This is a genomic window from Bradyrhizobium sp. USDA 4502, assembly GCF_054063355.1.
Window position 1 is genome coordinate 5,307,114 of sequence record NZ_JBSSGF010000001.1, and the last position, 25,482, is coordinate 5,332,595.

The following is a 25,482-nucleotide window of genomic DNA, read 5'->3' on the forward strand; positions in this document are numbered from 1 at the left end:
CTATTGCGAGGCGACCTGCTTGCCCTGCTCCTTGAACACCTTGGTCCAGTCCTTGACCAGGAGATCGAGCGCCTGCTGCGCCGTTCCCTTGTCGGCGACGACGTAGTCGTGCACCCGCTTCTGCATATCAAGCAGCAGCTGGGCGTAGGACGGCTCGGCCCAGAAGTCCTTGACGATGCCCATCGACTCCAGGAATTGCGGCGCGAACGCCGCGCTCTTCGGGAAGTCCGGCGCGTCGACCACCGCCTTGAGCGCCGAGTAGCCGCCGATCTGCCACCATTTCTGCTGCACGGCGGGCTGCGCGAACCACTTGATATAGGCGAGCGCGTCGTCCTTGCGGTCGGAGGTTGCAACCACCGAGATGCCCTGTCCGCCGAGCTGGGTGAAGTGCCCGTTCGGGCCGGCCGGATTGACGAAGAAGCCGATCTTGTCGCCACCGACATTCGGATCCTTGTAGAGGCCGGGGAAGAAGGCGAACCAGTTCATCTGCATCGCCACCTGGCCCGACTTGAAGGCATCGAGCCCTTCCTGCATGTAGGCGTTGGTCATGCCCGGCGCGGTGCAGCACTTGTAGAGCTCCTTGTAGAATTCCAGCCCCTTGGCCGCATCGGCGGAATTGACGATGCCCTGCATCTGGTACGGCTTCTTCGGATTGTCGTAGCTGAAGCCGTAATTGTAGAGCACGTTGGTCACGCCCATCGTGATGCCTTCGGAGCCGCGCTCGGTGAAGATGTAGGCGCCATAGACCTTCTTGCCGTCGATCTCGCGGCCCTGGAAGAACTCCGCGATCTGCTTCAACTCGTCATAGGTTTTCGGCGGCGCCAGATCACGACCGTACTTGGCCTTGAAAGCCGACTGAATGTCGGGCCGCGAGAACCAGTCCTTGCGATAGGTCCAGCCCACGGCGTCGGCCATCGCCGGCAGCGCCCAGTAGTTCGCCGAATTCTTTGGCCACTGCGAATAGCCGACAACGGTCGCCGGGACGAAGTCGTCCATCGAGATGTGTTCTTTGTCGAAGAAATCGTTGAGCTTGACGTACCACTTGTTCTCGGCGGCGCCGCCGATCCACTGGCTGTCGCCGATGATCAGGTCGCAGAGCTTGCCGTGGGAGTTGAGCTCGTTGAGGAAGCGATCCGCGTAGCTCGTCCAGGGGACAAACTCGTACTTCATCTCGATGCCGGATTGCTTGGTGAAATCCTTGCCGAGTTCGACCAGCGCGTTGGCCGGATCCCATGCCGCCCAGCACAGCGTGAGCTGCTTACCCTGGGCCGCAGCTTCGCCCCCGCCAAATATCCCCAGCAGCGCCGCCCCGAGAACCGTGGTGGCCGCCGAGCTTCTCAGCCAATTGAATGTCCGCATATCCGTTTCCTCTCTCGTTGAAGCGTCCAACCCGCTCAGCGCGCCCTGCCGGAGCGACGCCAAGACCCTGAAACCGAGTTTGAGGAGCGATGAGTGAAGGACGAGACGGACCGCTGCCGGAGACGGCTCCGGCATGGCTTGGGCTCCTCCTGCACATCGGCGCTCGATGCGCGATGTTTAGTTTTTTGTATTACTAAACGTAGTACTAAATTTTTTGGCCCGTCAAGCCGGTTCTCGCGACCTTGGCGAAAATATTCCCGACGCTCGCACGCGCAAGCGTCGACGTTTGCAATGCAGCAAATTTCCCCATAATTGCAGCGAATGCGGCGAACAACGATTGCCGACCTGGTCCGGAGGACGCAATTCGGTCCGTCCCGATAACAGGGAAGCCGGAAGGTCAGCCGCAGCCAGCATGTTTAGTATGCGACTTTACTGAACGTTCAACAAAGCGATTGGGCGCGCGAGCAGCCTCAGCTTCGGCCGAAATCCGCCATTGCCGCGAACCGCACCGGTTTCGCGCCAGAAAACGACCTCACCAAAAGCGCGACGAACGCCATCGAACTCAAGCATGGTGCAGCAAGATCAACGAAGCCGATCTTGTTGCGCCGCTCATAACGGTCTGGTTGCAGGTCCGAGTCCTGCCGGGCCCACCACTCGTGTTATCGACCGGACACCGGGATCCTGAGGCTTGCGGTCAAAATGCACCCCAATGCCAACACCACACCCACGCCTGCTACACAGGCCGCCCATCCGAAATGATCGAACAATTGACCAAGCACCGCGCTGCCGACCAGGCCGCCGAAGAAATAGCAGGCAAGGTAGGTGCCGCTGGCAACCCCGCGGTTTGTTCGCGCCGCCTGCCCGACGAAGCCTGTGGCGCAGGCTTGCGCAAAGAAGGTGCCGACCCCGATCAGCACCATCCCCGCGAGCACATCCGCAAGGTGCGATGAGAGCATCAGTGGCAGGCCTAGAGCGGCGATAGCGAGACCGCCCCAAAGTGTTAGGCGCATACCGAACAGTGCCACCGCTTTGCCAGCCAGCAGCGTCGTGACGACGGAGGGGAGAAATACGAAATAGACAAAACCCACCCCCATCATACCGAGCGACAGTGGGGCGCGGACCAGGATGAAGTTGACGTAGGTAAAGGTGCCGATGAACGCGAACAGGATGCAGAAGCCAAGGCCGAAGGCCGCGCGTAGCGCCGGATCGCGCCAATGCTCTATCATTGCCGAAAGTGGCGATTGTGCCGGGCCGATGGAGTGCATGGGCTGGACGCGCTTGATTGTGAAGTAGACCAGCAGCGCGCCTGCGAGATTGAGCACGGCAAAGAAATAGAAATTCGTCGCCAGGCCCAGATTGTCGGACACGGACGCCGAGATGAGACGTCCGATCAGATTGCTTGCGACGTTCCCGGTGATATAGGCGGCGAAGGCGCCGCCAGCATCCATTGCGCTGCACTGTTCGCCCAGATAGGCAAGGGTTAACGTAAAGGCTGACGCCATGCAGAGGCCCTGCATGATGCGAAGAATGGTGAAGACGGCAAGGTTCGGTGCGACGGCAAGCAAGCTCGTCGGAATCGCGAGCAGAAGCAGGCTTGCCAGAATGCCGGTCCTGCGATCGATGTGCGGGCTGAAGGATCCGACCACCAGTCCTGCGACTGCCATGCCGATCGTGCTGGCATTGACGGCGAAGCCCATCGCACCGGGCGTGACGCCGTAGTGCCGCGTCAGAGTTGGCAGAATTGCTTGCGTTGCGAACAGGTCGACGACGGTCAGGAATGCGGTGAGGCCGATCACCAGAGATCGCAGCGCCACGCCGGTCGAATGACCGTGCTCTTGCATTGGTTTTGCTGTGACTTCCATCGGCATATCAGTCATCGCCGCAGCTCCTGTGATCGAAGGGGGATGTGACGCCCGGGCGTGCGGGGCCAACACGTGGCTCCCGGGTCGTCACATCCGGTAACGAGGCGTGGGGCTGGAGCACTCGTTACATGTTGTGGTCAGTCGGATCCTTGCGAACGTCGCCGACATAGAGAATGACGGTCTCTTTGCCGAGGTTCTTCCACCAATGCGAGGTGCCGTAGACCTCCGGTCGCAGGTCACCTGCCTTGTGCACAATTGGGTCGACGCAGTTGCTGGCGTATTCGACGACCTCGCCCTGCTGGACAAAGATCAGCGCCGGCCGATCGTCATGGCTGTGCCAGGGCACGATGCCACCGGGCTCGATGGTCAGCTTGCGGAAGCGCAGTTCGCGTCCCTCGATATGCGCGGGTTGCTTGCCGAGATCGATGGAGCCAAGCGTCACGTCGGTAACACCAACCGGCTTGTAGTCCACCATCGAGCGGGCATTGGCCTTCATCTTGTCGGCGGGACATTCGCCGGCGAAAGCCGCGGATGCTGTCGCGAGCGAAATGGCAATGGCGCTCGCGACGCCGAGAGCTCGCCGGATCTTGCGCGAGGTTGCGATGTCATTGAACATGTTGTTGTCTCCTTGATGTCGCGGCCCCGAAAGGCTGGCCGGCGTGTCAGGAGCATCGCGCAAGGCCCTTGCTTCGGGAAATGCCGGTTGGCTGTTGAGTCGATAGCGGCGAGCTATGCGACTCAAGCGCGGCCGAGCATGTGCTTGATGTCGGACGCGAAGGTCGGACAGGCGGAGATGTGGTCACGAAGCTCGCTCCCGCGGGTGCCGAGTTTCATTGCAAGGCCGAACATATCTCCAAGTTCATGACCGGCATGGCCCACGATGGACATCAGGAAAGGAACGGTAGCGAATTTGCCAATTCACAGTACGTTATAGCGGGACATAGAAAACCCCTCGGGGGACGGCCATCCCCGCTCAGGCGTCCAACACGAAATGCGGGCCCGCTCTGATATCGATAGCCCAATGCTATCGTGCTTTGTGCAATGCTCCTGGCGGAGACAAAGGCGCCTCTGGTGGGCGGTCCGCGCAGGAATTGCCATCTGAAGGTCAAACATACGGGAGCAAGGGATGACATCGCTTTCCCCAGCCGACGCCGAGCGGCTCAAGGTCGCCTTTCAGCGCTGCCGGGAGATGGAAGGCACTCTCAACGAGCAGCTCCAAGCCTATGCGGCAGCAGGCCGGGAAATCTTTCCGGCCTATGGCGACGCAGTCGATCGCCTCGTTATCAGGGTCAACGAAAATGGCGGCGGCGAAAACGCGCCGCGTCCTGGCGAGCCGATGCCACCTTTCGTGCTACCCGACGAAAGCGGTCGCCTAATCGCCTTGCCCTCTCTGCTCGAGCGAGGCCCGGTGGCGGTGATGTTTTTCCGCGGCCATTGGTGCCCGTATTGCCGACTCAATGTCAGGGCCGTGATCAAGGCCTATGACCGCATCAAGGCTCTGGGGGCGGACGTCGTCGCCGTCATGCCCGAGACACAGGAATATGCGGCAGAATTCAAGTCCGAAGCCGGAGCACCGTTTCCAGTGCTGACCGATCTCGACAATGGCTATGCGCTGTCCCTCAACCTGGCGATCTGGCTTGGTGCAGAGATTGAGCGGCTTCTCTCTTATCTCGACATGCCGAGCTTTCACGGCAACGACGGTTGGGTGTTGCCGATTCCTGCGGCCTTTGTGATCGGATGCGATGGCATCGTCAAAACGCGTTTTGTTGATCCCGACTTCCGGCGCCGCATGGCGATCGAGGATCTACTCGGAGCTCTGAAGGACGCGAGGTAGGCGCTTCCGGGCGACCCGCGTGCATTGGTACTCTCACGCGGCTCGGCTCTTCTCCAAAAACTGCCGCCAATCCGTGCCACGCAGCATGCGCATGACGGCAGATGCGACCGCAGTTCGCTCGCGACCGGCGACGCCGTAGAGATTGACCGTGCGTCGGGCATCGAGTCCCTCGACCGAGGTACGTTTGAGCGTCTGCGGTATCCGCGAGGTGTCAGGAACCACGGCGATGCCGATACCGGCCTCAAGCAGCTCAATGAGATCGCGCTCGCTCGAGATTTCGTGGCAATGATCGACGTCTATGCCGTGCTCTCGCAAGACGGTGTTCAAGCGCGGGCCATACTCGCAGTATCCACGCGACAAAAGCTGTTCGGAACGCAGATCATCGAGGTCGATGCTGTCCTGATCGGCAAGCCGGTGGTCAGCGTTGACGACGAGCTGAAAGTCCTCCGTAAATAGCGGCCAGGTGTCGAGCCGCCCCCAATTCGGGTCGAGCTCAGCTGCAATTCCTAGCTCCGCCTCGCCTTTCTTCAGCATGTCTCCGACTTCGCGGCCATTGCCACGGAGAAAACGGAATTCCAGCCGATTGAACTGGCGCTTGATCTGATCGAGGAAGGGAATCAGCAGACACAGATCGATCGAGTGGGTGAGCGCGATTCTCAGCGCGCCGATCTCGCCGCTCTTGAATGACGAGGCGAGCGAGCGCGCGCCGGCGGCGGCCTCGTAGCATTGCTTCAGCAAGGGGTGCATGCGCTGACCGAGCTCGGTCAATCCGGCCGGACGCTCGCGGCGAAACAGGTCGCCGCCAAGCTCTGCCTCGAGCTGCTTGATTGCTCGCGTCAGCGATGGCTGGGTGACATTGCACTCATCGGCAGCACGCGTGAAGTTGAGCGTCCGCGCGACCGCGAGGAAGTACCGAACCTGATGCATTTCCATGGCCGAACTCCCCTGATCCGGCTCACAGTCTAGCCGATTGAGGGCCAAGGCGGCCATAGCGCGCACCTATGGTTTTGGAAGTCAAAGGGTATTTCCGTGAATCCATTTTGCGATGCAGATTTTGGCGATCGTCGGATACCACCGACGACGCAAGCGGGATTCAGAAGATGAATGTCCAGATCAAATCGCATGCCGCAATGGACGCAAGAATGCTCGATGGCAGAGTAACCCTGGTGACCGGCTCAACCAGCGGGATCGGGCTTGGCATCGCCCGCGCGCTTGCCGCGGCTGGCGCAAACGTGATGCTGAATGGCTTCGGAGCCGCGGCCGAGATCGCCAGGACGAAGGATGCGATAGAAGCCGATCATGGCGTCAAGGTCGGCTATTCAGCGGCCGATATGACGTCGCCAGATGCGATCGCCGAGATGGTCGCGGTGACGCTGGCCGACTTTGGTCGGCTCGACATTCTCATCAACAATGCCGGTATTCAGCACGTCGCACCGCTCGACCAGTTTCCGGTCGAAAAATGGGATCAGATCCTTGCGATCAATCTATCGTCCGCGTTCCACACCACGCGGCTGGCACTGCCGGCGATGCGCAAACAAGGATTCGGCCGCATCATCAATGTGGCATCTGCGCATGGGCTGGTCGCCTCGCCGTTCAAGGGGGCCTATGTCGCCGCCAAACACGGCATTGTCGGCTTGACAAAGGTAGCGGCGCTCGAAATCGCCGAGGAAGGTATTACGTGCAACGCCATCTGCCCTGGCTATGTCTATACCCCGCTGGTCGAAGCTCAGATCGATGGACAAGCCAAGGCGAATGGAATCTCTCGGGATCAGGTGATCCGCGACGTGCTGCTAGCCCAGCAACCGAATAAGCGCTTTGCGACAGTCGAGGAGATCGGTGCGCTGGCGGTTTTCCTGGCGAGCGAAGCAGCCGCGTCGATTACCGGAATTGCTTTGCCGGTCGATGGCGGTTGGACAGCACATTGAGACGACGCTCGTAACAGAGCCGGGCGCGCTTGCGAATATTAGACCAGGCCGGAATGGGAGCACAACATGCAGGACAGAACTTCGTCGCGAAATATCAAATGGCTGGCCAAGGATCTCCCCGGCCAGGTCGTTCTGGTGTTGCAAGGCGGCGGCGCCTTGGGCTCGTACCAGGCAGGTGTCTATCAAGCCTTGCACGAAGCAGGCATAGAGCCGGACTGGATCATCGGCACATCGATCGGCGCCATCAATGCCAGCCTCATCGCCGGCAATCCGGTCGAGAACCGGCTGTCACGCCTGAAAGAGTTCTGGAAACGGATGGAGCAAAATCCGGTCTGGAACATCCGGACGGCCTTTCCCGACTTCAATGACCGGCTATCCTACTGGGCGACCATCACCCACGGAATTCCCGGCTTTTTTCGTCCAAATGCCCTTGCTCATGCGGGTGACAGCTACCCGCTGGGTGCCGAACGGGCCGGCTATTACTCGACCGCGCCACTGGAGCAGACCCTGTGCGAACTCGTCGACGTCAAGCTACTCAATAGCTGTTCGCCGCGCCTGACGGTCGGGGCCGCCCACGTGCGGACCAGCCAGATGCACTATTTCGATAGCCGCGACGGGGAGCTCACCATCAGGCATATTATGGCCTCCGGCGCATTGCCGCCGGCCTTTCCCGCCGTCCGCATCGACGGCGAGCTCTATTGGGACGGCGGTATTCTGTCCAACACGCCGACTGAAGTCGTGTTCGATGACAATCCCCGCAAGAACTCGCTGATCTTCGCTGTCCATCTGTGGAATCCTGCAGGCCTGGAGCCGACCACGATGGCGGAGGTGCTGAATCGACACAAGGATGTCCAATACTCCAGCCGCATCATGAGCCACATCGCACGCCAGCAGCAGGCGCATCGGTTGCGTCACATCATCAACCAATTGGCCAAACGGCTGCCCGACAGCGAACGCAACACCCCGGAGGTGCGCGAACTGGTCGGTTACGGCTGTCAGACACGCATGCACGTCGTGCGTCTGCTTGCGCCGCAGCTTGATCGCGAAACCCACACCAAGGACATCGATTTCAGCCCGCGCGGCATCATGCAGCGGTGGGACGCTGGTTACTCGCACACGAGAGCAGCCCTTGAACACGCGCCGTGGGTTGGCGAGTTTGATCCGCTGTCGGGCGTGATCCTGCATGAGCAGATGGAATTGATGCCGGTGGCGGCGGAATAAGGTGCGCGCCAGGAACAGGATTGCGCGATGGGGGAATTACTCGTCCGATCCAGCTTCCGCAGCGAAGAGAGCCTTGTCGGCAAGAGGGACCTCACCTAGCCACGCCGATCTCATCGCCTCGTGGACAAGCGAACCGACAGCCCACGGATAGGGTATTTCCCGCCAGAACTCAGGATTGACCAGCGGGCCGGCACCTTCTTCGATATCGAATGCTGCCGCTTTCGAGCATGGGCAGCATCCGGTCGTCTGTCTGGTGCCGGCGGGTCGGCTATTTCGATTGAAGTGTCACGACAGGTGACCACGTGTCGTCAACACCCGACTGCTCGAGGAGCTTGCAGCGGTCGAGCATCAGTTCAGTCGGCCTGTCGTGAGGACGCTGGCGCAACACAGCCTCGAAGCAGCGTACGGCGCTGGCGAAGTCGCGCTTGCGATACTGAAGCAGTCCCTGTTCGTAATCGATGATCCAGGCCGGGTAAGCGTCGCCTGTAGCCGAACCGATCAGTTCATGCACGGCGAGGCCTTCTGTCTTGCCGTAGACGGCTATGCGATCGATCTCGCGTGTGATCATGGCCCCCTGAACCAGGCGCTTGGTCTCGGCGCCGATCAGAATTTGCGTCTCATAGTGCTTGTTGGCGCCTTCGAGGGCGGCTCGCCACGTTCACGGCATCGCCAATCACGGTATAGTTCAGCCGCAATTCGGAGCCGACATTGCCAACCAGCATGCGGCCGGAATTGATGCCGATCCGGATTTGCAGGGGATGGCCCTGGTCGTCCCTGACGCCCGCGGCCTCAATGCTTTGGCGGCAGACGAGTGCTGCACGGCAACAGAGCAGGGCATGTTCGGCCTGCGCTGTCGGCGCGCCCCAGAATGCCATCACAGCGTCGCCAATGAATTTGTCGATGGTGCCGCCGTGGGCGACGATGACTTCGGAGGCGACATCGAGATATCGCGACAACAGCGGCACAACGCGATCCCCCATCCGCTCGGAAAGCCCGGTGAAGCCGGCCACATCGATAAACATTACCGTCAGCTCCTGGATCGAGCCACCAGGTTTCGCCTCGATGCCCTGGCGAAGGAGCGACCGGACCAGATCGGCCGGGATGAATTTGCGGAAAGCAGACAAGCCCTGCGCCATCTCGGCTATCGCGCCCGAAAGGCTCGAAATCTCGGCGAGCCGCGACGGGTGGCGGCGCACCTGGTCCAGCGCAAAACTTTCCACATGTCGGATTTCGCCGACCACACGGGCGAGCGGTGCGGCGATCACCGACCGCGCCAGCATCGCAGAGAACAGGGCGGCGAGCAGCGCACCGATGGCAAGACCGATGATGAGCCGTCGCAACGTGGTTTCGACCGGGCCAAGAAACTCAGCCTCAGGGATCACGGTCGCCAGGCACCAGCCGGTAAATGGTAGGGGCGTCAGCCCAACCTCATAGGCTGCGCCATCGAGGGTAAGCCGCCGCCGCCAGGCTTCCTTGCGACCTTCCTCGCCGGCCAGTGTCAGAGCCATGCGCGCCAACGGCAACAGATCGATCCGGCTGTGCGCGGGATGCAGTTCGTCGGCGTTCTTGTCGGGAGCCGCGATCAATTCGTCGCCGGCACCGAGGATGAAAGCCGTTCCGGTGCGGCCGACCTCGAGCTGGGCGAGGAAACGGGAGAGCCTGGTGTATTCAATGATGATCGCAAGGACGCCCTGACGTTCCTGATAGACATCGATCGGCCCCGCGAAGGCGATCGATGGGCGCGGGCCGATCGGATGGTCGACGACTCCAAACCACTGCGGGCCCTTGGCCTCCATGCCGATCTTGAACCAGTCCTGCATCGTGACGCTAAAGTCTGTGGGTTCGAAACGGCGGGATTCAAATTCGATGTCGCCGGGGATAACCTGATATTCGTCGATCCGGCGCTGGCCGACATGGTCGATCTTCGAGATCTCCATCATCTCGAGGTGACCGTCACCGAGCTTATGTGCGGCGAAGAAGGAACCGTCGGGCCACCCGAAGGCGACCCAGGAGATCGTCGCTTGCGACTGCAATTGTGATAGGAACACGAACTCGCGCTTGTCGGCCTCGCGGGTATCGAGCACGTTCTGCAGGAACAGCGTGCGCACGGCAGTGTGGGCGGTGCGCGCTTCATTGACGATCGCAGACACCTCTTTGCGAACGGCAGCAACGATCTGTTCGTTGATCGTCGAGGCGAGCTGCCGGCTGATCGATTCGGCCGTGCGCCACCAGAGCAGGCTCGAGGCTGCTGCGGTGAGCAGGATCGCCGTAAGGACCAGCGCCGAGACGGCAAGACGAATGCTGATCGTCAGCATCCTCGCCGAAGACGGTGACCGCGGTCGTTCGAGGGCGCTTGAGCGTTCAAAGGCGTTCATGTTGGCCTTCGCCGGCGGTCGGAGAGCTTGATGGCGATACGCTTGCGTCCGGCAGATTGTTACGTCTCGGAATTATGACAGGCGGAGCGTCGCCATCGCCAATGCTCGACCCGCCCGGTTTCCATAGCGACAAGGCATTGGAGGCTCCGGTCGATGTCAGCGTATTTGATCGGCACGCAGACGGCACAAGAGCCATTTGCGGGACACCTGCAGCGAAGTCACGGATTCGTGAGCTGCCAAAACCGTAACGGCGGCAGCGAACGGAACGAACCTTTCGATGCGCCCCCGACGCCTCAGGAGGCGACGCAAAATAACGATGTGGAGAGATCTATGAAGAATGTCATCAGCTCGCTTGTCCTTGCCGGCGCCGTTTCGACCGCGCTTGCAACCCTTGCCACCGCCGCTCCCCTCACCAAGGCCGAGGCGGATGCAGCGACCGCGGCCCACAAGGAGAAGTGCTTCGGCGTCGCGCTGAAGGGCCAGAACGATTGTGCGGCCGGCCCCGGCACGACTTGCCAAGGCACCTCGACGGTCGACTTTCAGGGCAATGCGTGGAAGTTCGTGCAGGGCGGCACCTGCACCAGCATCCAGCTTCCGAACGGGAAGACCGGATCGCTCAAGCCGGTCTAGTCGCACCGCACGGCAGACGTTCACGATCATAGAGAAAGCGGAGAGACGACATGAACGCTGCGATCTCGTCCCGGTTGCTCGCAGCCGAGCCTCCCCGCTTTCCCGCGCTTGCCGTACATGGCCTGGCTGGCACCAGCTTCAAGCCCGGGCACCTTGCTGCGATCCTTGGCGCGGGACGGCAGCGTGGCTTCTTCGAGGTGCATGCAGAGAATTACATGGGCGCGGGCGGGCCGCCGCATCGAGCGCTGGAAGCCGTGCGCCGCGATCATCCGGTATCATTGCATGGTGTGTGCATGTCGATCGGCGGCGAACGGCCGCTCGACAAGGCGCATCTGAAGCGCTTCCGCGATCTCGTCGAGCGTTACGAGCCTGCGCTGGTTTCGGAACATCTCGCCTGGTCGACCCACGAAACCACCTACTTCAACGACCTGTTGCCGCTGCCCTATACCGAAGCGACGCTCGCACGGGTCTGCGATCATATCGATCAAGTGCAAGACGCCATCTGGCGGCCGTTGCTGCTGGAAAATCCGTCGACCTATCTCGCGTTCACCGAATCGACGATGAGCGAGACCGAGTTCATCCGCCGCGTCGCGGAGCGCACCGGATGCGGACTGCTGCTCGACATCAACAATGTGTTTGTCTCGGCAAACAATCACGGCTTCTCCGCGCTCGACTATCTCTCCGACTTTCCGTTGTCACGCGTCGGCGAAATCCATCTCGCCGGTCATGCCGAGCAGCTCGACGATGAAGGCGACCTGCTCCTGATCGATAGCCATGACGGGCCGGTCACGGACGCGGTGTGGAAGCTGTTCGAGATCGTCGTCTCGCGCTGTGGTTCCGTCCCGACGCTGGTCGAATGGGACAGCAAAATTCCGGACTGGCCCGTGCTGAAGGCCGAAGCGGCCGCGGCGCAAGCAATCCTCGACCGCCACCAGCGGGAGATGCGCTATGCTGCCGCTTGAGGAGGAGCTCTCGTCCTACGCGGCGCGCTTCGCGGCTGCGCTGATCGACCCCGGGCGCGAGACACCCTCGCTCGTCACCGGGCCGAACGGAAAGGCGGCGGTCCGGCGCTACAATGTCTATCGCAACAACGTCACGGTCAGCCTGATCGATGCGCTTGCCGCGGTCTACCCTGCGGTCCAGCGCATCACGGGCGTCGAGTTCTTCCGTGCCATGGCGCGTTTCCATGTCCGGGCCTCGCCGCCAACATCGCCGCTCTTGCTCGACTATGGCCGCGACTTTCCCGCGTTCATCGAAACCTACGAATATGCCTGTGCCATGCCCTGGCTAGCGGATGTCGCGCGGATCGAGCGGGCCTGGCTCGACGCCTATCATGCCGCCGATGCCGCGCCATTGTCACGGGATGTGCTCGCTCTGGTTCCGCCGGAGCGGCTGGCGGATGTGGTGTTCACCGCACATCCTGCAGCAGGACTCGTCCGCTCGCCTTTCGCGGCGGTGACGATCTTCGCCGCCAATCGCGGCGGAGAGATGCCGGGTCAGATCGACGCGGGAACGCCGGAAGATGCTCTGATCACCCGGCCCGAGATGGACGTCGTCGTGCGCCATCTGCCCGAGGGCGGCGCGGTATTTCTGACAAACCTGATGTCGGGACGGCCGCTTGGCGACGCCGCAGCGTCGGCACTTCAGTCCTCGCCCGGCTTCGACATCGCGGCGAACATCGCGGGCATGATCGAGGCTGGCGCTTTCACATCAATCAATTTCGGAGAAGCATGATGGTCATCGATCAGCATTTTGGCGCCAGTGAACGCCACCGGCTGAGCCACCTCGCTGACAAGGCCGAGCACCTGATCCAGACAGTGGCCTTGCCGTCGCTGGTTCAATTCGTGATGCGCGTGGCGCTGGCGGTGCCGTTCTGGAAATCCGGCATCCTGAAATGGACCGGCTTCCTCAAGCTGAGCGACACCGCGGTGACGCTGTTTACCGACGAGTTCATGCTGCACCTGCCAGGCGGGCCCTATCACTATCCGCTACCTGCGGTGATGGCATTCCTGTCCGGATGCGGCGAGATCACCTTTCCGGTGCTGCTGGTGCTCGGCCTTGGCACCCGCTTTGCCGCACTCGGGCTGTTGTTCATGACCATGATTGTCGAACTCACCGTGCCCGACGGCTGGCCGATCCACCTCACCTGGGCGGCGATGGCGCTCGGGATCATGGCTTGGGGACCGGGACGCATCTCGGCGGATTATCTGATACACGGATTCCCTCGGCAAGCGAACTGAGCACATCAAGCTTACAACCGCATCCCTTTTCCGGCCGCTCATAACGGTCTGGTTGCAGGTTCGAGTCCTGCCCGGCCCACCAAGACACGTTGAGCCGTTACCGTTTCAGTAGGCGCGCGCGAAGTCACCCTCCTGCTTGATGTCAGTGAATACCGGAAAGCGCGCTTTCCACGGCGTGCCCTTGGCCGTCGTCAGCTTGTTGAGCCGCTCAAGCACGCCGAGGCCATCCTTGCGCAGGCCCGCCGAGACCGCCGCAAGGTCCGGGAAATTCTTCAGGACGGCATCGAGCCAGATGGTGCGGCCGGCCAGGAAACCGCCCGCGCCCGCGGCATAGGCGAAGTCGAGGACGCGCTCGAATTTTTCCGGCGCGGCGCCGCCCGACAGCAAGACCCAGGGAATGCTCCGCTCGCGGCAGATATCGCCGATCGCATCGAATTCCTTCTGCGCGGCCTTGGCTTCGGCGCTGCCGTCACGGGCCGGCAGACTGTTGGCCGCGAGAGGGCTCTCAAGCTTCAGGAGATCGACGCCGTATTCGGGCTTGGCAAACTCGCGCACGCTATCGATGACGAGGCCCGGCAGCTTGCCGGGCGATTCCACGTAATCGGCGGTGTGATTGGCGCTGCCAAGGAACGGATAGACCAGCAGTTCAAGAACATAGGGAACGTCATGGCGGGCGCACTCCTCGCCAATCTCGCGCACGAAGCGCTTCTGATGCTCGTTGACCGCGGCGTCCGCATCCGGCCGATACCAGGCCAGCACCTTGACGGCGTCGCCGCCCATAGCGCGAATTTTCTCCACACTCCAGTTGGCGATCGCGCGCGACTTGCGACCGCCCGCGGTCTCCTCGACGCGATGCTCCTCCAGCGTCATGATCAGGCCGCAGCGCGGCGGCAACAGATCGATCGCTGCGGGCACGGCAAAATTCGGGTCGAACAGCATCGAGCTGCAATGCGGTGCGAGGTTCTCGACGAGGAGCCGCTTGGCCGCAGTGACGTCGGAATATTCGACCTGATCCCGCGTGATTCCCTTCGCCTTCGCAATGGCATCGAACAGCGGCGGCCGCTGATCCAGCGCCACCATGCGAAAGTGGCCTTCCGCGTCAGCAAGGCGGCCCAGCCCGCGGTTCTTTCCAATCGTTCTCATGGCTTCGTCCTCATGAATGCAAGACAGTCGTTGATGGTGGGGATTCCGTTGCGGCCACCGGCGTGGCGACATTTCATCGCGGCCGTGGCTGCGGAAAACGCCATGGCGTGGCCCACATCGAGGCCGACGCCGATCGCAAGGGCATAAGCGCCGTGGAAGACATCGCCAGCACCGGTGGTATCGACGACATCGACGGCATAGGCGGCGCGCCGGTGCAGCTGGCCATTCTCGTACCAACTGACGCCGCCCTCGCCGCGCGTGACGGCGATGACACTGCAGCCGAACCGCGCCAGTGCTGCGAGAGATTCGTCTTTGGCAGATCCGGCGAAAGAAGCGAGCGCAGGCTCGGAAAAGATCGCGTGGTCGGTCAGGGGCAGCAGTCGCTCGAATACCTCGGCATCAGCCATATCGCCGTCGAGTACCGTCGGAATGCCGCGCGCACGCGCCTCGCGAAACAGCGTCGCGGCGCCCTCCACCCAGCGCGGATCCGCCAGCACCGAGGATGCGCGAGCGACGGCTTCAAGCGGAAGCCAATCGGCCGCTTCCGGAAAGAGACCACGGAAGTTCACGATCTGCCGCTCGCCCGAACTGTCGACAATGATCCCCGAGACCGATGAGCGGCCATCGGGAAACAGCCGGAAATTCTCGACGTCGACACCTTCGGCCGCAAAAGCCGACCGCATCTCGTGCCCGGCGGCATCGTCCCCTGCCCGCCCCCAGAACGCGACGGAGGCACCGAGCCGCGCGACCGCGACCGCGGCATTGGCGGCCATTCCGCCGCCAAGGGTACCGTAGTCGATGGCCTTTATCTTCTCGCTGTTGCCCGCAAAGAGCCGATCGACGCGCCAGACCTGATCGAGCGCGGATAGCCCAAGGCAGATCACCTGGACGCCCCTGGCTCCCGACGCCACATCCGCGAGCGCCGAAAGAGCTGCTATGTTCGCCGATGCGCTCACCGCAAAACCTGCCCGTTCGCTGCATCGAACAAATGCGTCTTGCCCGGCTGCGGCCGCAAGCTGAGGCGGTCGCCGAGCTTTGGTCGCAGCGCTGGATCGACCCTTGCGATCGCGGAGACGCCCGCGAGATCGAAATGGATCAGCGTATCCGAGCCGAGCGGCTCGACCAGCTTGACGTTGATGGCGATGCCGTCGGCCGCATCGGTCGCGACGGCAAAATGTTCAGGACGAATGCCGAGCACGGCGTTTCCGGCCTGCCGCAGGCGGCTTGCGGCTTCGCCGTCCAGCGGCACCGCCGTTGCGCCTTGCGAAAGGATCGCGCGCTCCTCACGCCATTCGACCGGGAAGAAGTTCATGGCCGGCGAGCCGATGAAGCCGGCGACGAACTGGTTGGCCGGCCGCTCGTAGACCGTCTCCGGCGTGTCGTATTGCTGGATCGTCCCGTTCTGGAGCACCACGATCCGGTCGGCCATCGTCATGGCCTCGATCTGGTCATGGGTCACGAAGACCATGGTGGTCTTGAGCTCCTGCGATAGCGCCTTGATCTCGGCCCGCACCTGCCCGCGCAATTTTGCATCGAGGTTGGACAACGGCTCGTCGAACAGGAACGCCTTGGGATTGCGCACAATTGCACGGCCCATGGCGACGCGCTGGCGCTGTCCGCCGGAGAGCTCCTTCGGCTTGCGATCGAGATAGGGCTCGATGTGCAGGAGCGCGGCGGCACGCTTCACGCGCGCATCGATCTCCGCCTTTGGCGTTCCCCGCAGCTCCAATGCGAACGACATATTGTCGTAGACGCGCATGTGCGGATAGAGCGCGTAGTCCTGGAACACCATCGCAATATCGCGCTGTGCAGCTTGCACGCCGTTGACGCGCTTGTCGCCGATGTAAAGGTCACCCGACGTGATCGGCTCGAGACCCGCAATGATTCGCAGCAGGGTCGACTTGCCACAGCCGGACGGCCCGACGAACACCACGAATTCATGGTCCGCGATCTCCAGATTGAGATCGGGGATCACGGTGAAACTGCCGTAGCGCTTGACGAGGTTGCGGATCGAGATCGAGGCCATGATCGCCTAACCCAGCGCCAGTACCGGCTTGATCAGTTCGCCCCTGGCAAAGCGGGCGAAATTCTCAGGCAGGGCCGACAGGCCGAACTCGCCGTCGACGAGGACGCGGTATTCGTCCTTGAACTTGCGCAGCAATTCGATGTTCGGCTCGAAATCCGAGACCGGGAAGTAGAAGGTCCGGATCATGTAGAAGTCCTTGCGGCGGAACACCTTGCCCTCTTCGATGGTCCAGGGCGCGGCGTTCTCGCCGACCAGCACCAGCGCGCCGCGCGGCAGGACGAGCTCGATGCCGAGGTTGCGCGCCGCATGCGCGCCGGAGCATTCCATGATGAGAGCAAAGCGCTTCGAGGTGTCGCCCACGGGGTGCGCCTTCGCGCCGAAGGATTGCGCGATCTTCAACCGCGTCGCATTGGGGTCGGCAACGTAGATGTCGTTGTAGCCGAGCGCACGGAGCGCCAGCACGACGCCGAGGCCGACCGGCCCGGCGCCCATGACAAGAACAGGTCCGGCCTCACCGGGCGGCACCACGCGGCTGACGAAACGCACGGCGTGGCCCGACGTGCCGATGGTGTCGAGCAAGAGCGGCGCAAGGCTGTCCTCGATGTCATCGGGCACCGGCAGCAGGCAATTTTCCGGCACCGGCACGTATTCGGCGTAGCCGCCCGGCCGGTTCCAGCCGATCAGGCTGGAGACCTCCAGGCACATCTGGGTATCGCCGCGCTTGCAGGCCGCGCAATGGTCGCAGTGGAGTGGAATATAGACGGCACAGCGGCGACCATGCAGCCGGTGACCGGGCTGCTCGACCACGCCGAAAATCTCATGGCCGGCGGTGAACTCTGCGCCCTTGTGCCAGAGCTTGAAGTCAGAACCGCACAGCGCGGTGCGCGAAACGCGCACGAGCACTTCACCTGTGCCGACGTCAGGCATTGCCACGCGCTCGATGGTGATGCGGTCGCCGCCGTGGAAGACCGCGGCCTGCATGATCGAATTCGGACGGGGTGATACGTTCATCAGATACCTAGCCTTTCACCGCACCGAGCGTCAGTCCGGACACCAGCCAGCGCTGAACCAGGGCAGCCAGCACCAGCGGCGGCAGTGCGATCAGCGTCGCCGCGGCCATGAGAGCGCCCCATTGCGTCGAGCCTTCGCCGATGAAGTTGAAGGCCGCCGCGATCAGCGTCTTGGTGTCGCCGTTGGAGAGCACCAGCGCAAACAGGAAGTAGTTCCATGAGAAGACGAAGGCGAGGATCGCCGAGACGGCGACGCCGGACGCCACCAGCGGCAGCGCGATACGCCAGAGGATGCGCGTGACGCTGCATCCGTCGACCTGCGCCGCCTCGAAGACGCTGCGCGGGATGCCGTCGAAGGATGGCAGCAGCACCCAGATCACGATCGGCAGCGTGATGACCGCGTGGCTCAGGATCAACGCGGTGTAGGAGCCGATCATCCCGACCTGCCGGAACATGACGTACCACGGCAGCAGGAACAGCGTGCCCGGCGCCATGCGCGCCGCGAGCGTCAGGATCGCCGGCCACGAGATCCGTGTCCAGGAGACGGCGAAAGCGGCGGGGATGCCGAACAGTAAGCCGAGCGCCGTCGAGCCGACGGTGACGATGAGGCTGTTGAGCGCATAGCTGAGGAACGGCGTGGTCTTGGTCAGCTCGACATAATTGTCGAGCGTCGGCGTGAAGATCAGCGTCGGCGGATAGGCCGTCACCTCGAACGACGGCTTGAACGAGGACAACACCATCCAGACCGTCGGCGCCATGATGAGCACGCCGGCGAGCACGAGCTGCACGGTGTTGAGCCAGCGGATCCAGCGGTCGGTGTTGGCGGCATCCGTCATGACATCACCACGCCACGGCGCCGCGCAGGCGGTTGAAGGCGAGCACGGCGCCGAACACGATCGCCGTCAGCGTCAGCATCAGGGCGCTGGCGTAACCGATGTTGAAGAACTCGAAACCCACCCGGAAGCCGTAGATGTTGAGCGTGTTCGAGGCGTTGCCCGGCCCGCCCTGGGTCGTGATGTAGATGATGTCGAAGAAACGCAGGAGATCGACGCTGCGCAGGATGGCCGCGGTGACGATGGTCGGCAGCAGCAGCGGCAAAGTGATGCGCTGGAAGGTCTTGAACGGCGATGCCCCGTCGATCTGCGCAGCCTCGTAGACGCTCGGCGGCAGCGATTGCAGGCCGCCCAGCACGATCAAGGCGACGTATGGCGTCCACTGCCAGCTGTCGATCAGAGCGACGGTCGGGATAACCCACGTCGGCGACGCCAGCCAGTCCGACGGCGGCAGGCCGAGCGACTGGAGGATGTAGTTGGCCGCGCCCAGCGAGGGATCAAGGATGACCAGCCACATCATGCCCGCCACCACCGGCGGCATCATGAATGGGGAGATAAACAGCGAGCGCACGATTCCCGGCAGGCGCCTGGCGTGAAACAACACCAGAGCCAGCCACACGCCAAAGACGAGCTGGAGCACCAACGACAGCACATAGAGCGCTATGGTGATCCAGAGCCCGTGCCAAAACTCGTAGTCGGAGATCAGCTTCGAGTAATTGGCGAGGCCCGCAAAGGACTGCTTGCCGGTCGAGGAGAATGTCTGGAAGCCGAGCCAGATCGTATAGACGACCGGAAACGCGATCATCGCGACCGTAAAGATCACGGCCGGCGCCGATAGCGCCGTCATTTCCAGCTTCTGCCGGTCCTGCGTGAGTGTCGCAGCCGCGTCCGACATGCGTCCGTTTCCTTGAGAGTGAGGCGCCGGCAGGCACGAGCCTACCGGCATCAAGCGGTTACTTCTGGGCGATCAGCGCATCGAGCGCCTTGTCAGCATCGGCACAGGCTTGGTCGATCGGCTTCTGCTTCAGGATCAGGTCCTGCACGGCCTGGCCGATGAACTCGCGCGATTCCGGATTGGCGATGATGGGATAGCCGACCTCGGAGGAGCCCTTCGTGGCCAGCACATCGAGCGCAGCCTGCCATTCCTTGCGGACGGGTTCTTCGTCGATCCATTTGCGGTACTCAGGATCCTGGGCAACCGACGGCCGCGGCGGGGCAATGCCCTGGAGCGCCATTTTCTTCTGCACCTCGGGGCTGGTTGCCCACTGCACGAAGTACCAGGCTGCGTCCGGCTGCTTGCTGTGCGAAGACACCGCCATGCCCCAGCCAATCGTGGTCGGCACCTGGCCGGCCTCGCCTGCCGGGAACGGCAACAGGCCGGTGTCCTTCAGGCGCGCGCCGCCCTCCATCACCGTGCGCAACTCATTCGAGGATTCGAATGCCATCGCGGCGCGGCCGCTGCGGTAGAGCGCCGAAATCTGCTGGAAGCTGTAGTTGACCACACCCGGCGGACCGAAGTCGCGCAGCAGCCGGCTATAGGTGTCGAGTGCTTCCTTGCCCTTGGCCGAGCAGAGGTTCGACTTGCCGCCTGTGATGTAGCTACCGCCGATGTTGTGCAGCATGTTGCTGAAGGTGTAGGCGACCGCGGGCTTGAGGCCACGCGAGACAAAGGGCGTGACAGCGCTGTCGCAGGTTTTGATCTTCTCGGCCGCCGCCTCGACATCCTTGATGGTCTTTGGCGCCTCGATGCCGCACTTCTTGAAGATGTCGGTGCGGTAATAGAAGATCGGACCTTCGATGTTCATCGGCATGCTGGTCAGCTTGCCCCCGAAGGTCGCAGCCTTGAGCAGGGCCTGGCTCAAGCCGGCCGGGTCGTATTCCTTGGCCACCTCGTTCTTGGCCATCGCAGTGAGATCGCCGTACCAGCCGGCCGCGGCGAACTGCTCGCCCTCGCGCGAAGGCAGCGTCATGAACACGTCGACCTCGTCGCTGTTCGCATTCATGACGGTGACCAGACGCTGGCGCATCTGTTGTTCCTGATAGCCGTCGACCTTCAGGGTCATGCCGGTCAGCTTCTCGAAATCGGCCTTGTAGGTCAGCAGCGCCTGCGCGACCGGATTGTTATTGGCGAGAAAGGTGACAGTCCTGCCCTTGAACTTCGTCCAGTCGAAATCGGCCGCATGAGCCTGCGCGCTGACGGCAACGATCGCGAGAACGGGCAACGCGACGTGCATCGCGAGCATCCTGACCTTCATCGAACTCTCCTCCCGGCTGGCCGCCTTAAGCTGGTGGCCATTTTGAATGCGGCTTGAAAACGGTTACAATTTAGACTTCACATCGGTTGTGTCAAGCAATGGACAAACCGGATATTCTGCGGCAAATTTACGAGATTACCGCTACCACGCGGTTTGCTCCATCGAATGTAACGTTACATTGATGCGATTGACCAACGCCAAATCCGTGAAACAGGGCATCCGCGCCGTAGCAGCCCGTGCCGGCGTCTCAACCGCCTCGGTGTCGCGCGCGCTGAACAATCCCGATGCGGTGAGCCCTTCCCTGCGGGCGCGCATCGAACAGGCCATCGACGCGCTCGGCTACATCCCGCATGCGCCGGCGCGCATCCTGTCGTCACGGCGCTCGCGCACGCTCGGCGCGATCGTTCCGACCATCGACAACACGATGTTCGCGCGCGGCATCGCCTCGCTCCAGCAGTATCTCTCCTCGGTCGGATACATGCTGTTTCTCACCACGAGCGGCTACGATCTCGACGTCGAATTGCAGCAAGCGCGCAATTTGATCAGCCGCGGCGTCGATGGACTTGTGCTGCGCGGTGACTGCCATCACGAGGGACTGCGCAAGTTGCTTGCGGACAACGCGGTTCCCTTCATCAATGTCGGCATCTACCAGCCTGATCGACCCCACCCTTGCGTCGGAACCAACAACGAAGCGGCCGCCCACCGCGCCGCCGCGCACGTCATCGAGCTTGGCCACCGCCGCATCGGGATCGTCTCGGCGCTCCAGCGCAACAACGACCGCGCCAGCGCTCGCGTCGCCGGCTTTCGCCGCGCGCTCACCGAGAACGGCCTGGAGCTCCCTCCGCAATGGCATGTCGAGGTGCCCTACACGCTGGACGACGCGCGCGAAGCAGCCCGCTATCTCCTCAACCTGAAGGATCGTCCGACCGCCGTCGTCTGCGGCAACGATGTGATCGCCTACGGCGTGTTGCTCGAGGCGGAGCGCGATGGATTTTCGGTGCCGCGCGACCTGTCGGTGGTCGGCTTCGACGATCTCGACTGGAGCCGCCACTTACGGCCGAGCCTGACCACGATCCACGTGCCGACCGGAGAAACCTGGCAGCGCGCCGGGGAATATCTGGTGCGCAGCCTCGCCGGCGAGCAGACCATCATGCATCGCGAGATCGACTTCTCCCTGGTGGTCCGTGAATCGACGGCTCCCCCTCTCAAATCCTGAAGCGAGACCCCTCCAATGCGCTCAAATTTCTCTCTTGCGCCCGGCTTCCATGCCGTGGTGATCGGCGGCGCCGGCGACATTGGCGCCGCGATCAGCAATCAGTTTTGCGATCTCGGCGCGACGGTGACCGCAACGGCGGCCAACGAGACCGATCTGGCGCGCACTTTGCTGAAATTGCGCCCCGGACTCACACTGGCGACGCTCGACGTCACGAACGACGACGCTGTCGCTTCTTTTGCCCAACAGCAAAAGCGCGCCGATGCGCTGGTCAACTGCGCGGGAATCCTCGCCCGCGACAAGGAATACGAGATCGAGACCTTCATGAGGGTGCTCGACGTCAATCTCACGGGCACATTTCGAACCTGCATGGCGTTCCGCCCGCTTCTCGCCGAGAGCAAGGGCGCGATCGTCAATCTTGCCTCGATGAATGCGACATTGGCGCTGCCGCGAATCCCGGCTTATTGCGCCAGCAAGGGCGGTGTCGTGATGCTGACCAAGGCGCTCGCGTTGGCATGGGCCAAGCAAGGCATCCGGGTCAATGCGGTTGCCCCCGGCTATATCGAAACGGCGATCAATGCGGCCGGCCGCACCGATCGCGCGCACTATCAGCGCATCGCCGACCGCACCGCGTTCAAGCGCTGGGGTCAGCCGGAGGACGTTGCGGGAGCCGTCGCATTCCTCTGCATGCCGGCATCTCAATATGCTACCGGCACCGTCGTCGCGGTGGATGGCGGGTTTCTTGCCGGATGAGCCAGGAAACCAACGGATACGGCCTGCATAATGTCGCCGGAAATGTTTGGGAATGGTACGAGGACCGCCTCGCACCGTCGGGAGTCCCCTTGAATCGCGAGCCTGCACCGAACCGCTCGACGCGCGGTGAATCCTGCCTCGAGTCCTACGGCAGCCGCCGCCGCTTCGCAGCGAGACCCGAACGCGCCGGTCGGCTCGTCGAGCAAGATCGGCTTTTCTGTCGTGCGCACCGGACAGCTGCGGGATCCAGCATAGGATGACGCTGGCGACAAATGCCGCGAAGCCGGCCCCTGCTCCCGGCACCCGTCTGTTGCCGCAGTTCTTGCGCAATTTCGTGCGCAATCGCGAGACCGGCCTCGTGCTGGTCGGCATTGTCGTCGGGTTGCTGAGCGGCGTCCTCGTTGCCGCGATCTCGGGCCTCAGCCAGGCTTCGCACGCGCTGCTGTTCGACATTCCCCTCGACGCACATCTGAGCGCCACCGGCGTGATTTCCTGGCAGCGCACGCTGCTGATCCCGGCAGTTGGCGGCCTGGTCCTGGCGCTGATCGGGCTGTACTTCGCACGGCGCGTCAAGGGACAGCAGCTCGCTGACGCCATCGAAGCCAACGCGCTCTATGGCGGCCGGGTGTCCTTCCGCGGCAGCCTGCTGATCTCGATCCAGACTCTGCTGTCCAACGGGTTCGGTGGATCGGTCGGACTGGAAGCGGGATACACGCAGATCTGCTCGATGTTTGGCTCCCATGTCGGCCAGCGCCTCGCCGCCCGCCGCAACGACATGCGGCTGTTGGTGGCCTGCGGCGCGGCGGGGGCGATCAGCGCAGCGTTTTCGGCTCCGCTGGCCGGCGCCTTCTATGCCTTCGAGGTCGTGCTGGGAGCCTACACCTCGGCCGCTCTCGTGCCCGTCATCGCCAGCGCCGTCACGGCCTGGCTGGTGGCGCGGGGGTTGACGCACCAGTCCTTTCTGATGGTGCCCGGCTTCCCATCGCCCGTGTCCGTCGAGATGATCGGACAGACCGTGCTGATCGGCATCATTTGCGCATTCGTCAGCATCCTCGTCATGCTCGCGGTCGCATTCTCCGAACGTTGCTTTCAGCGCGTCACGCTTTTCAGCGGCTTCGTGCGTCCGATCCTCGGCGGCCTGCTCCTCGGCGGCCTCGCCCTGCTGACGCCGACCGTGCTCGGCGCCGGCCATGGCGCAATGCAGATCCTGCTGGTCAGCAATCCGAGCTGGCTCCTGCTCACGACGACCATCGTGCTCAAGATCCTGGCATCGGCCATCTCGCTCGGCTCCGGCTTTCGCGGCGGACTGTTCTTCGCCTCGCTGCTGCTCGGCGCGCTGATCGGGCAGCTCTACAGCGTCGTGCTGACCGGCCCCTTCCCCACGCTCGCGCTTCAGCCCGGCACCGCCGCCATCGCGGCTCTCGCCGCACTCGGAACCGGCGTACTGGGCGCACCGTTCAGCATGGTTTGTCTCGCGCTCGAGATCACCGGCGATTTCTCCGTGACCGTCGGGGCGGTGGTCGCATCATCGGTCTGCGCGCTCATCGTCCGCGAATTGTTCGGCTACAGTTTTGCGACATGGCGCTTCCATCTGCGCGGCGAGGTGATCCGCGGTCCGCAGGACATCGGCTGGGTCCGTCAGATGAGCGCGGCCTCCCTGATGCGCGCCGACTTCGAGAATGCACTGACGACCATGCCGATCGGCGAAGCGCAGAAGCTGTTTTCGCCGGCCCAGGTCCGACAGGTCGTGCTGCGCGATCCGAACGGCAGCTATGCCGGCATCGTTGCGGCGGCGACGCTGCATTCCGTCACCAATCGGGACGACGATCCGCTCGGGTCGTTGGCCCAGCAGCAGGATGAGTATTTGCTTCCGACCACGTCGGTTCGCGAGATCCTGAAGGCCTTTGAACGGAGCGAAGCCGACGTCCTCGCGGTCATCGACCGTGCCGACCATCGCGTCACGATTGGTACCTTAAGCGAATCCCACGTGCTGCGCACCTATGGGGAAGAGCTCGAACGCCGGAACCAGGAGCTGTTTTCGCGGTGATCCTTGCGCGCTATGGCCTTAGATCCATATCGATCCGCACAAAATCGCCGCGATAGGTGACTTCACCGAGATAGATCACGGTGCGATCGCTCGCCGTGAAGACACGGCGGACTTCGGCGACCGGCGAATTCAAAGGCACGCGCAGCAGCCGCGCCGCCTCGATGTCCGCGGTTCCGATGGTCAATGTCTGGCGGGCGCTGGCGATCGCCGGATCCCTGAGATCGTTGAGGATCGGGATCACCGTCTCGTTGCGAAAGCGCTTGGGAGACCTGCGAAAGATCTTCTCATCGAGATAGATGGAAATGACGCAATAAGGCTGCTTCTGGCGCGAGTGCAGACGGCGCATGAAGACATATTTCTCGGCCGGCTTGCCGTCTTCGGGAAGCAACGGCGCATCGCTCCGGCTTTCCGAGATGTTGATGATCTCCGGCGAGGTGTCGCGGTACATGTCCGCGAGATCGGACAGTGTGGTCTCGACCTTGAGCCAGCGGTCCTGTCGTACAGTCCCGGTGACGAAGGTGCCGCGGCCTTGCTGCGCCTCAATGACACCGTCGCGGGCGAGCAGTTCGACGGCCTGCCTGATGGTGACGCGCGAGACGCCGAACTCGGCCGCCAGATCCTCGTTGGCCGGCAGGCGAAAACCTTGACTCCAGACACCGCGCGCAATCCGCTGGCGAAAGATATCGGCAATCTGCGCGTATTTGGGGACGTGACTGTCGGAACTCAATTCCATCTCGCCCTCCGGAAATCAAGCGG

The 25,482-nt window shown here is 62.7% G+C and carries 22 protein-coding genes, 1 tRNA gene and 2 pseudogenes; 12 read left to right on the forward strand and 13 right to left on the reverse strand.

The annotated features are described in order from the left end of the window. The 3 genes from ACVW1B_RS24755 to ACVW1B_RS24765 all read right to left on the reverse strand — a co-directional run bounded on the left by ACVW1B_RS24755 (nucleotide 1) and on the right by ACVW1B_RS24765 (nucleotide 3,837). Nucleotides 1-1,359, reverse strand: coding sequence for an ABC transporter substrate-binding protein (locus ACVW1B_RS24755; protein ID WP_456822322.1), 1,359 nt, complete (start codon nucleotides 1,357-1,359; stop codon nucleotides 1-3). A 659-nt stretch (nucleotides 1,360-2,018) separates the two neighbouring features. Further along, a complete protein-coding gene (locus ACVW1B_RS24760; protein ID WP_310881839.1) occupies nucleotides 2,019-3,236 on the reverse strand; it encodes an MFS transporter in 1,218 nt (405 codons plus the stop codon). A gap of 109 nt (nucleotides 3,237-3,345) precedes the next feature. Further along, complete coding sequence (locus ACVW1B_RS24765; RefSeq protein WP_225159961.1) at nucleotides 3,346-3,837, reverse strand: cupin domain-containing protein; 492 nt, start codon at nucleotides 3,835-3,837, stop codon at nucleotides 3,346-3,348. A gap of 510 nt (nucleotides 3,838-4,347) precedes the next feature. Here ACVW1B_RS24765 and ACVW1B_RS24770 point away from each other — a divergent pair. Further along, nucleotides 4,348-5,055, forward strand: coding sequence for a peroxiredoxin-like family protein (locus ACVW1B_RS24770; RefSeq protein WP_225645767.1), 708 nt, complete (start codon nucleotides 4,348-4,350; stop codon nucleotides 5,053-5,055). Between the two features lie 33 nt (nucleotides 5,056-5,088). Here the strand turns inward: ACVW1B_RS24770 and ACVW1B_RS24775 are convergent, their stop codons facing one another. Then, the gene (locus ACVW1B_RS24775; RefSeq protein ID WP_310881918.1) at nucleotides 5,089-5,988 is read right to left on the reverse strand and encodes a LysR family transcriptional regulator; all 900 of its coding nucleotides are present in this window, start codon (nucleotides 5,986-5,988) and stop codon (nucleotides 5,089-5,091) included. 167 nt (nucleotides 5,989-6,155) lie between these two features. On the opposite strand from ACVW1B_RS24775, the gene ACVW1B_RS24780 reads away from it, so the two are divergent. Next, nucleotides 6,156-6,980, forward strand: coding sequence for a 3-hydroxybutyrate dehydrogenase (locus tag ACVW1B_RS24780; protein ID WP_253607386.1), 825 nt, complete (start codon nucleotides 6,156-6,158; stop codon nucleotides 6,978-6,980). A 66-nt stretch (nucleotides 6,981-7,046) separates the two neighbouring features. Next, nucleotides 7,047-8,201, forward strand: a complete 1,155-nt coding sequence (locus ACVW1B_RS24785; RefSeq protein ID WP_456822323.1) for a patatin-like phospholipase family protein — start codon at nucleotides 7,047-7,049, stop codon at nucleotides 8,199-8,201. Between the two features lie 268 nt (nucleotides 8,202-8,469). Here ACVW1B_RS24785 and ACVW1B_RS24790 read toward each other — a convergent pair. Next, nucleotides 8,470-10,516: pseudogene (locus ACVW1B_RS24790) on the reverse strand (adenylate/guanylate cyclase domain-containing protein). A 390-nt stretch (nucleotides 10,517-10,906) separates the two neighbouring features. Here ACVW1B_RS24790 and ACVW1B_RS24795 point away from each other — a divergent pair. From ACVW1B_RS24795 to ACVW1B_RS24815, 5 genes and pseudogenes are all read left to right on the forward strand, one after another. Beyond that, on the forward strand, nucleotides 10,907-11,206 hold the full coding sequence (locus tag ACVW1B_RS24795) for a BufA1 family periplasmic bufferin-type metallophore (RefSeq protein WP_038377692.1): 300 nt from the start codon (nucleotides 10,907-10,909) through the stop codon (nucleotides 11,204-11,206). 50 nt (nucleotides 11,207-11,256) lie between these two features. Further along, a complete protein-coding gene (gene bufB / locus ACVW1B_RS24800) occupies nucleotides 11,257-12,168 on the forward strand; it encodes an MNIO family bufferin maturase (protein WP_310881842.1) in 912 nt (303 codons plus the stop codon). Further along, nucleotides 12,155-12,940 (forward strand): HvfC/BufC N-terminal domain-containing protein, encoded by a 786-nt coding sequence (locus ACVW1B_RS24805; protein ID WP_456822324.1) that lies wholly within the window; start codon nucleotides 12,155-12,157, stop codon nucleotides 12,938-12,940. The genes bufB and ACVW1B_RS24805 overlap by 14 nt, the downstream gene beginning before the upstream one ends. Continuing rightward, a pseudogene (locus ACVW1B_RS24810) lies at nucleotides 12,940-13,419 on the forward strand (DoxX family protein); the annotation flags it as partial. The gene ACVW1B_RS24805 and the pseudogene ACVW1B_RS24810, both read left to right, overlap by 1 nt. Beyond that, nucleotides 13,386-13,528: transfer RNA gene (locus ACVW1B_RS24815), tRNA-OTHER, on the forward strand. The pseudogene ACVW1B_RS24810 and the gene ACVW1B_RS24815, both read left to right, overlap by 34 nt. 23 nt (nucleotides 13,529-13,551) lie before the next feature. On the opposite strand, the gene ACVW1B_RS24820 is transcribed toward ACVW1B_RS24815, so the two are convergent. From ACVW1B_RS24820 to ACVW1B_RS24850, 7 genes are read right to left on the reverse strand one after another with little or no spacing between them, the layout of a single operon-like run. Continuing rightward, on the reverse strand, nucleotides 13,552-14,589 hold the full coding sequence (locus ACVW1B_RS24820) for a tagatose 1,6-diphosphate aldolase (protein ID WP_283069289.1): 1,038 nt from the start codon (nucleotides 14,587-14,589) through the stop codon (nucleotides 13,552-13,554). Then, the gene (locus ACVW1B_RS24825; protein WP_456822325.1) at nucleotides 14,586-15,545 is read right to left on the reverse strand and encodes a sugar kinase; all 960 of its coding nucleotides are present in this window, start codon (nucleotides 15,543-15,545) and stop codon (nucleotides 14,586-14,588) included. Before ACVW1B_RS24825 ends, ACVW1B_RS24820 begins: the two co-directional genes overlap by 4 nt. After that, nucleotides 15,542-16,615: an ABC transporter ATP-binding protein gene (locus tag ACVW1B_RS24830; protein ID WP_456822326.1), complete on the reverse strand. Its 1,074-nt coding sequence runs from the start codon at nucleotides 16,613-16,615 to the stop codon at nucleotides 15,542-15,544. The genes ACVW1B_RS24825 and ACVW1B_RS24830 overlap by 4 nt, the downstream gene beginning before the upstream one ends. Nucleotides 16,616-16,621: 6 nt before the next feature. Then, nucleotides 16,622-17,626 carry a zinc-dependent alcohol dehydrogenase family protein gene (locus ACVW1B_RS24835; RefSeq protein ID WP_253607375.1) on the reverse strand — a complete coding sequence of 335 codons (1,005 nt, stop codon included), beginning with the start codon at nucleotides 17,624-17,626 and terminating at the stop codon, nucleotides 16,622-16,624. 7 nt (nucleotides 17,627-17,633) lie between these two features. Then, nucleotides 17,634-18,461 (reverse strand): carbohydrate ABC transporter permease, encoded by an 828-nt coding sequence (locus ACVW1B_RS24840; RefSeq protein WP_028335651.1) that lies wholly within the window; start codon nucleotides 18,459-18,461, stop codon nucleotides 17,634-17,636. 4 nt (nucleotides 18,462-18,465) lie between these two features. Next, nucleotides 18,466-19,353: a carbohydrate ABC transporter permease gene (locus ACVW1B_RS24845; RefSeq protein WP_456822327.1), complete on the reverse strand. Its 888-nt coding sequence runs from the start codon at nucleotides 19,351-19,353 to the stop codon at nucleotides 18,466-18,468. 58 nt (nucleotides 19,354-19,411) lie between these two features. Next, nucleotides 19,412-20,713, reverse strand: coding sequence for an ABC transporter substrate-binding protein (locus ACVW1B_RS24850; RefSeq protein WP_456822328.1), 1,302 nt, complete (start codon nucleotides 20,711-20,713; stop codon nucleotides 19,412-19,414). Between the two features lie 181 nt (nucleotides 20,714-20,894). Between ACVW1B_RS24850 and ACVW1B_RS24855 the strand changes: the two genes are divergently transcribed. Genes ACVW1B_RS24855 through ACVW1B_RS24870 form a run of 4 tightly spaced genes read left to right on the forward strand, consistent with a single transcriptional unit; the run spans nucleotide 20,895 to nucleotide 24,726 of the window. Further along, a complete protein-coding gene (locus ACVW1B_RS24855; protein ID WP_057021071.1) occupies nucleotides 20,895-21,929 on the forward strand; it encodes a LacI family DNA-binding transcriptional regulator in 1,035 nt (344 codons plus the stop codon). A gap of 15 nt (nucleotides 21,930-21,944) precedes the next feature. Next, the gene (locus tag ACVW1B_RS24860) at nucleotides 21,945-22,679 is read left to right on the forward strand and encodes an SDR family NAD(P)-dependent oxidoreductase (protein ID WP_456822329.1); all 735 of its coding nucleotides are present in this window, start codon (nucleotides 21,945-21,947) and stop codon (nucleotides 22,677-22,679) included. After that, nucleotides 22,676-22,939 (forward strand): SUMF1/EgtB/PvdO family nonheme iron enzyme, encoded by a 264-nt coding sequence (locus ACVW1B_RS24865; RefSeq protein ID WP_456822330.1) that lies wholly within the window; start codon nucleotides 22,676-22,678, stop codon nucleotides 22,937-22,939. The genes ACVW1B_RS24860 and ACVW1B_RS24865 overlap by 4 nt, the downstream gene beginning before the upstream one ends. Next, a complete protein-coding gene (locus tag ACVW1B_RS24870) occupies nucleotides 22,936-24,726 on the forward strand; it encodes a chloride channel protein (protein ID WP_456822331.1) in 1,791 nt (596 codons plus the stop codon). Before ACVW1B_RS24865 ends, ACVW1B_RS24870 begins: the two co-directional genes overlap by 4 nt. 10 nt (nucleotides 24,727-24,736) lie before the next feature. On the opposite strand, the gene ACVW1B_RS24875 is transcribed toward ACVW1B_RS24870, so the two are convergent. Continuing rightward, nucleotides 24,737-25,459, reverse strand: coding sequence for a GntR family transcriptional regulator (locus ACVW1B_RS24875; protein WP_028335658.1), 723 nt, complete (start codon nucleotides 25,457-25,459; stop codon nucleotides 24,737-24,739). Nucleotides 25,460-25,482 lie beyond the last annotated feature (23 nt).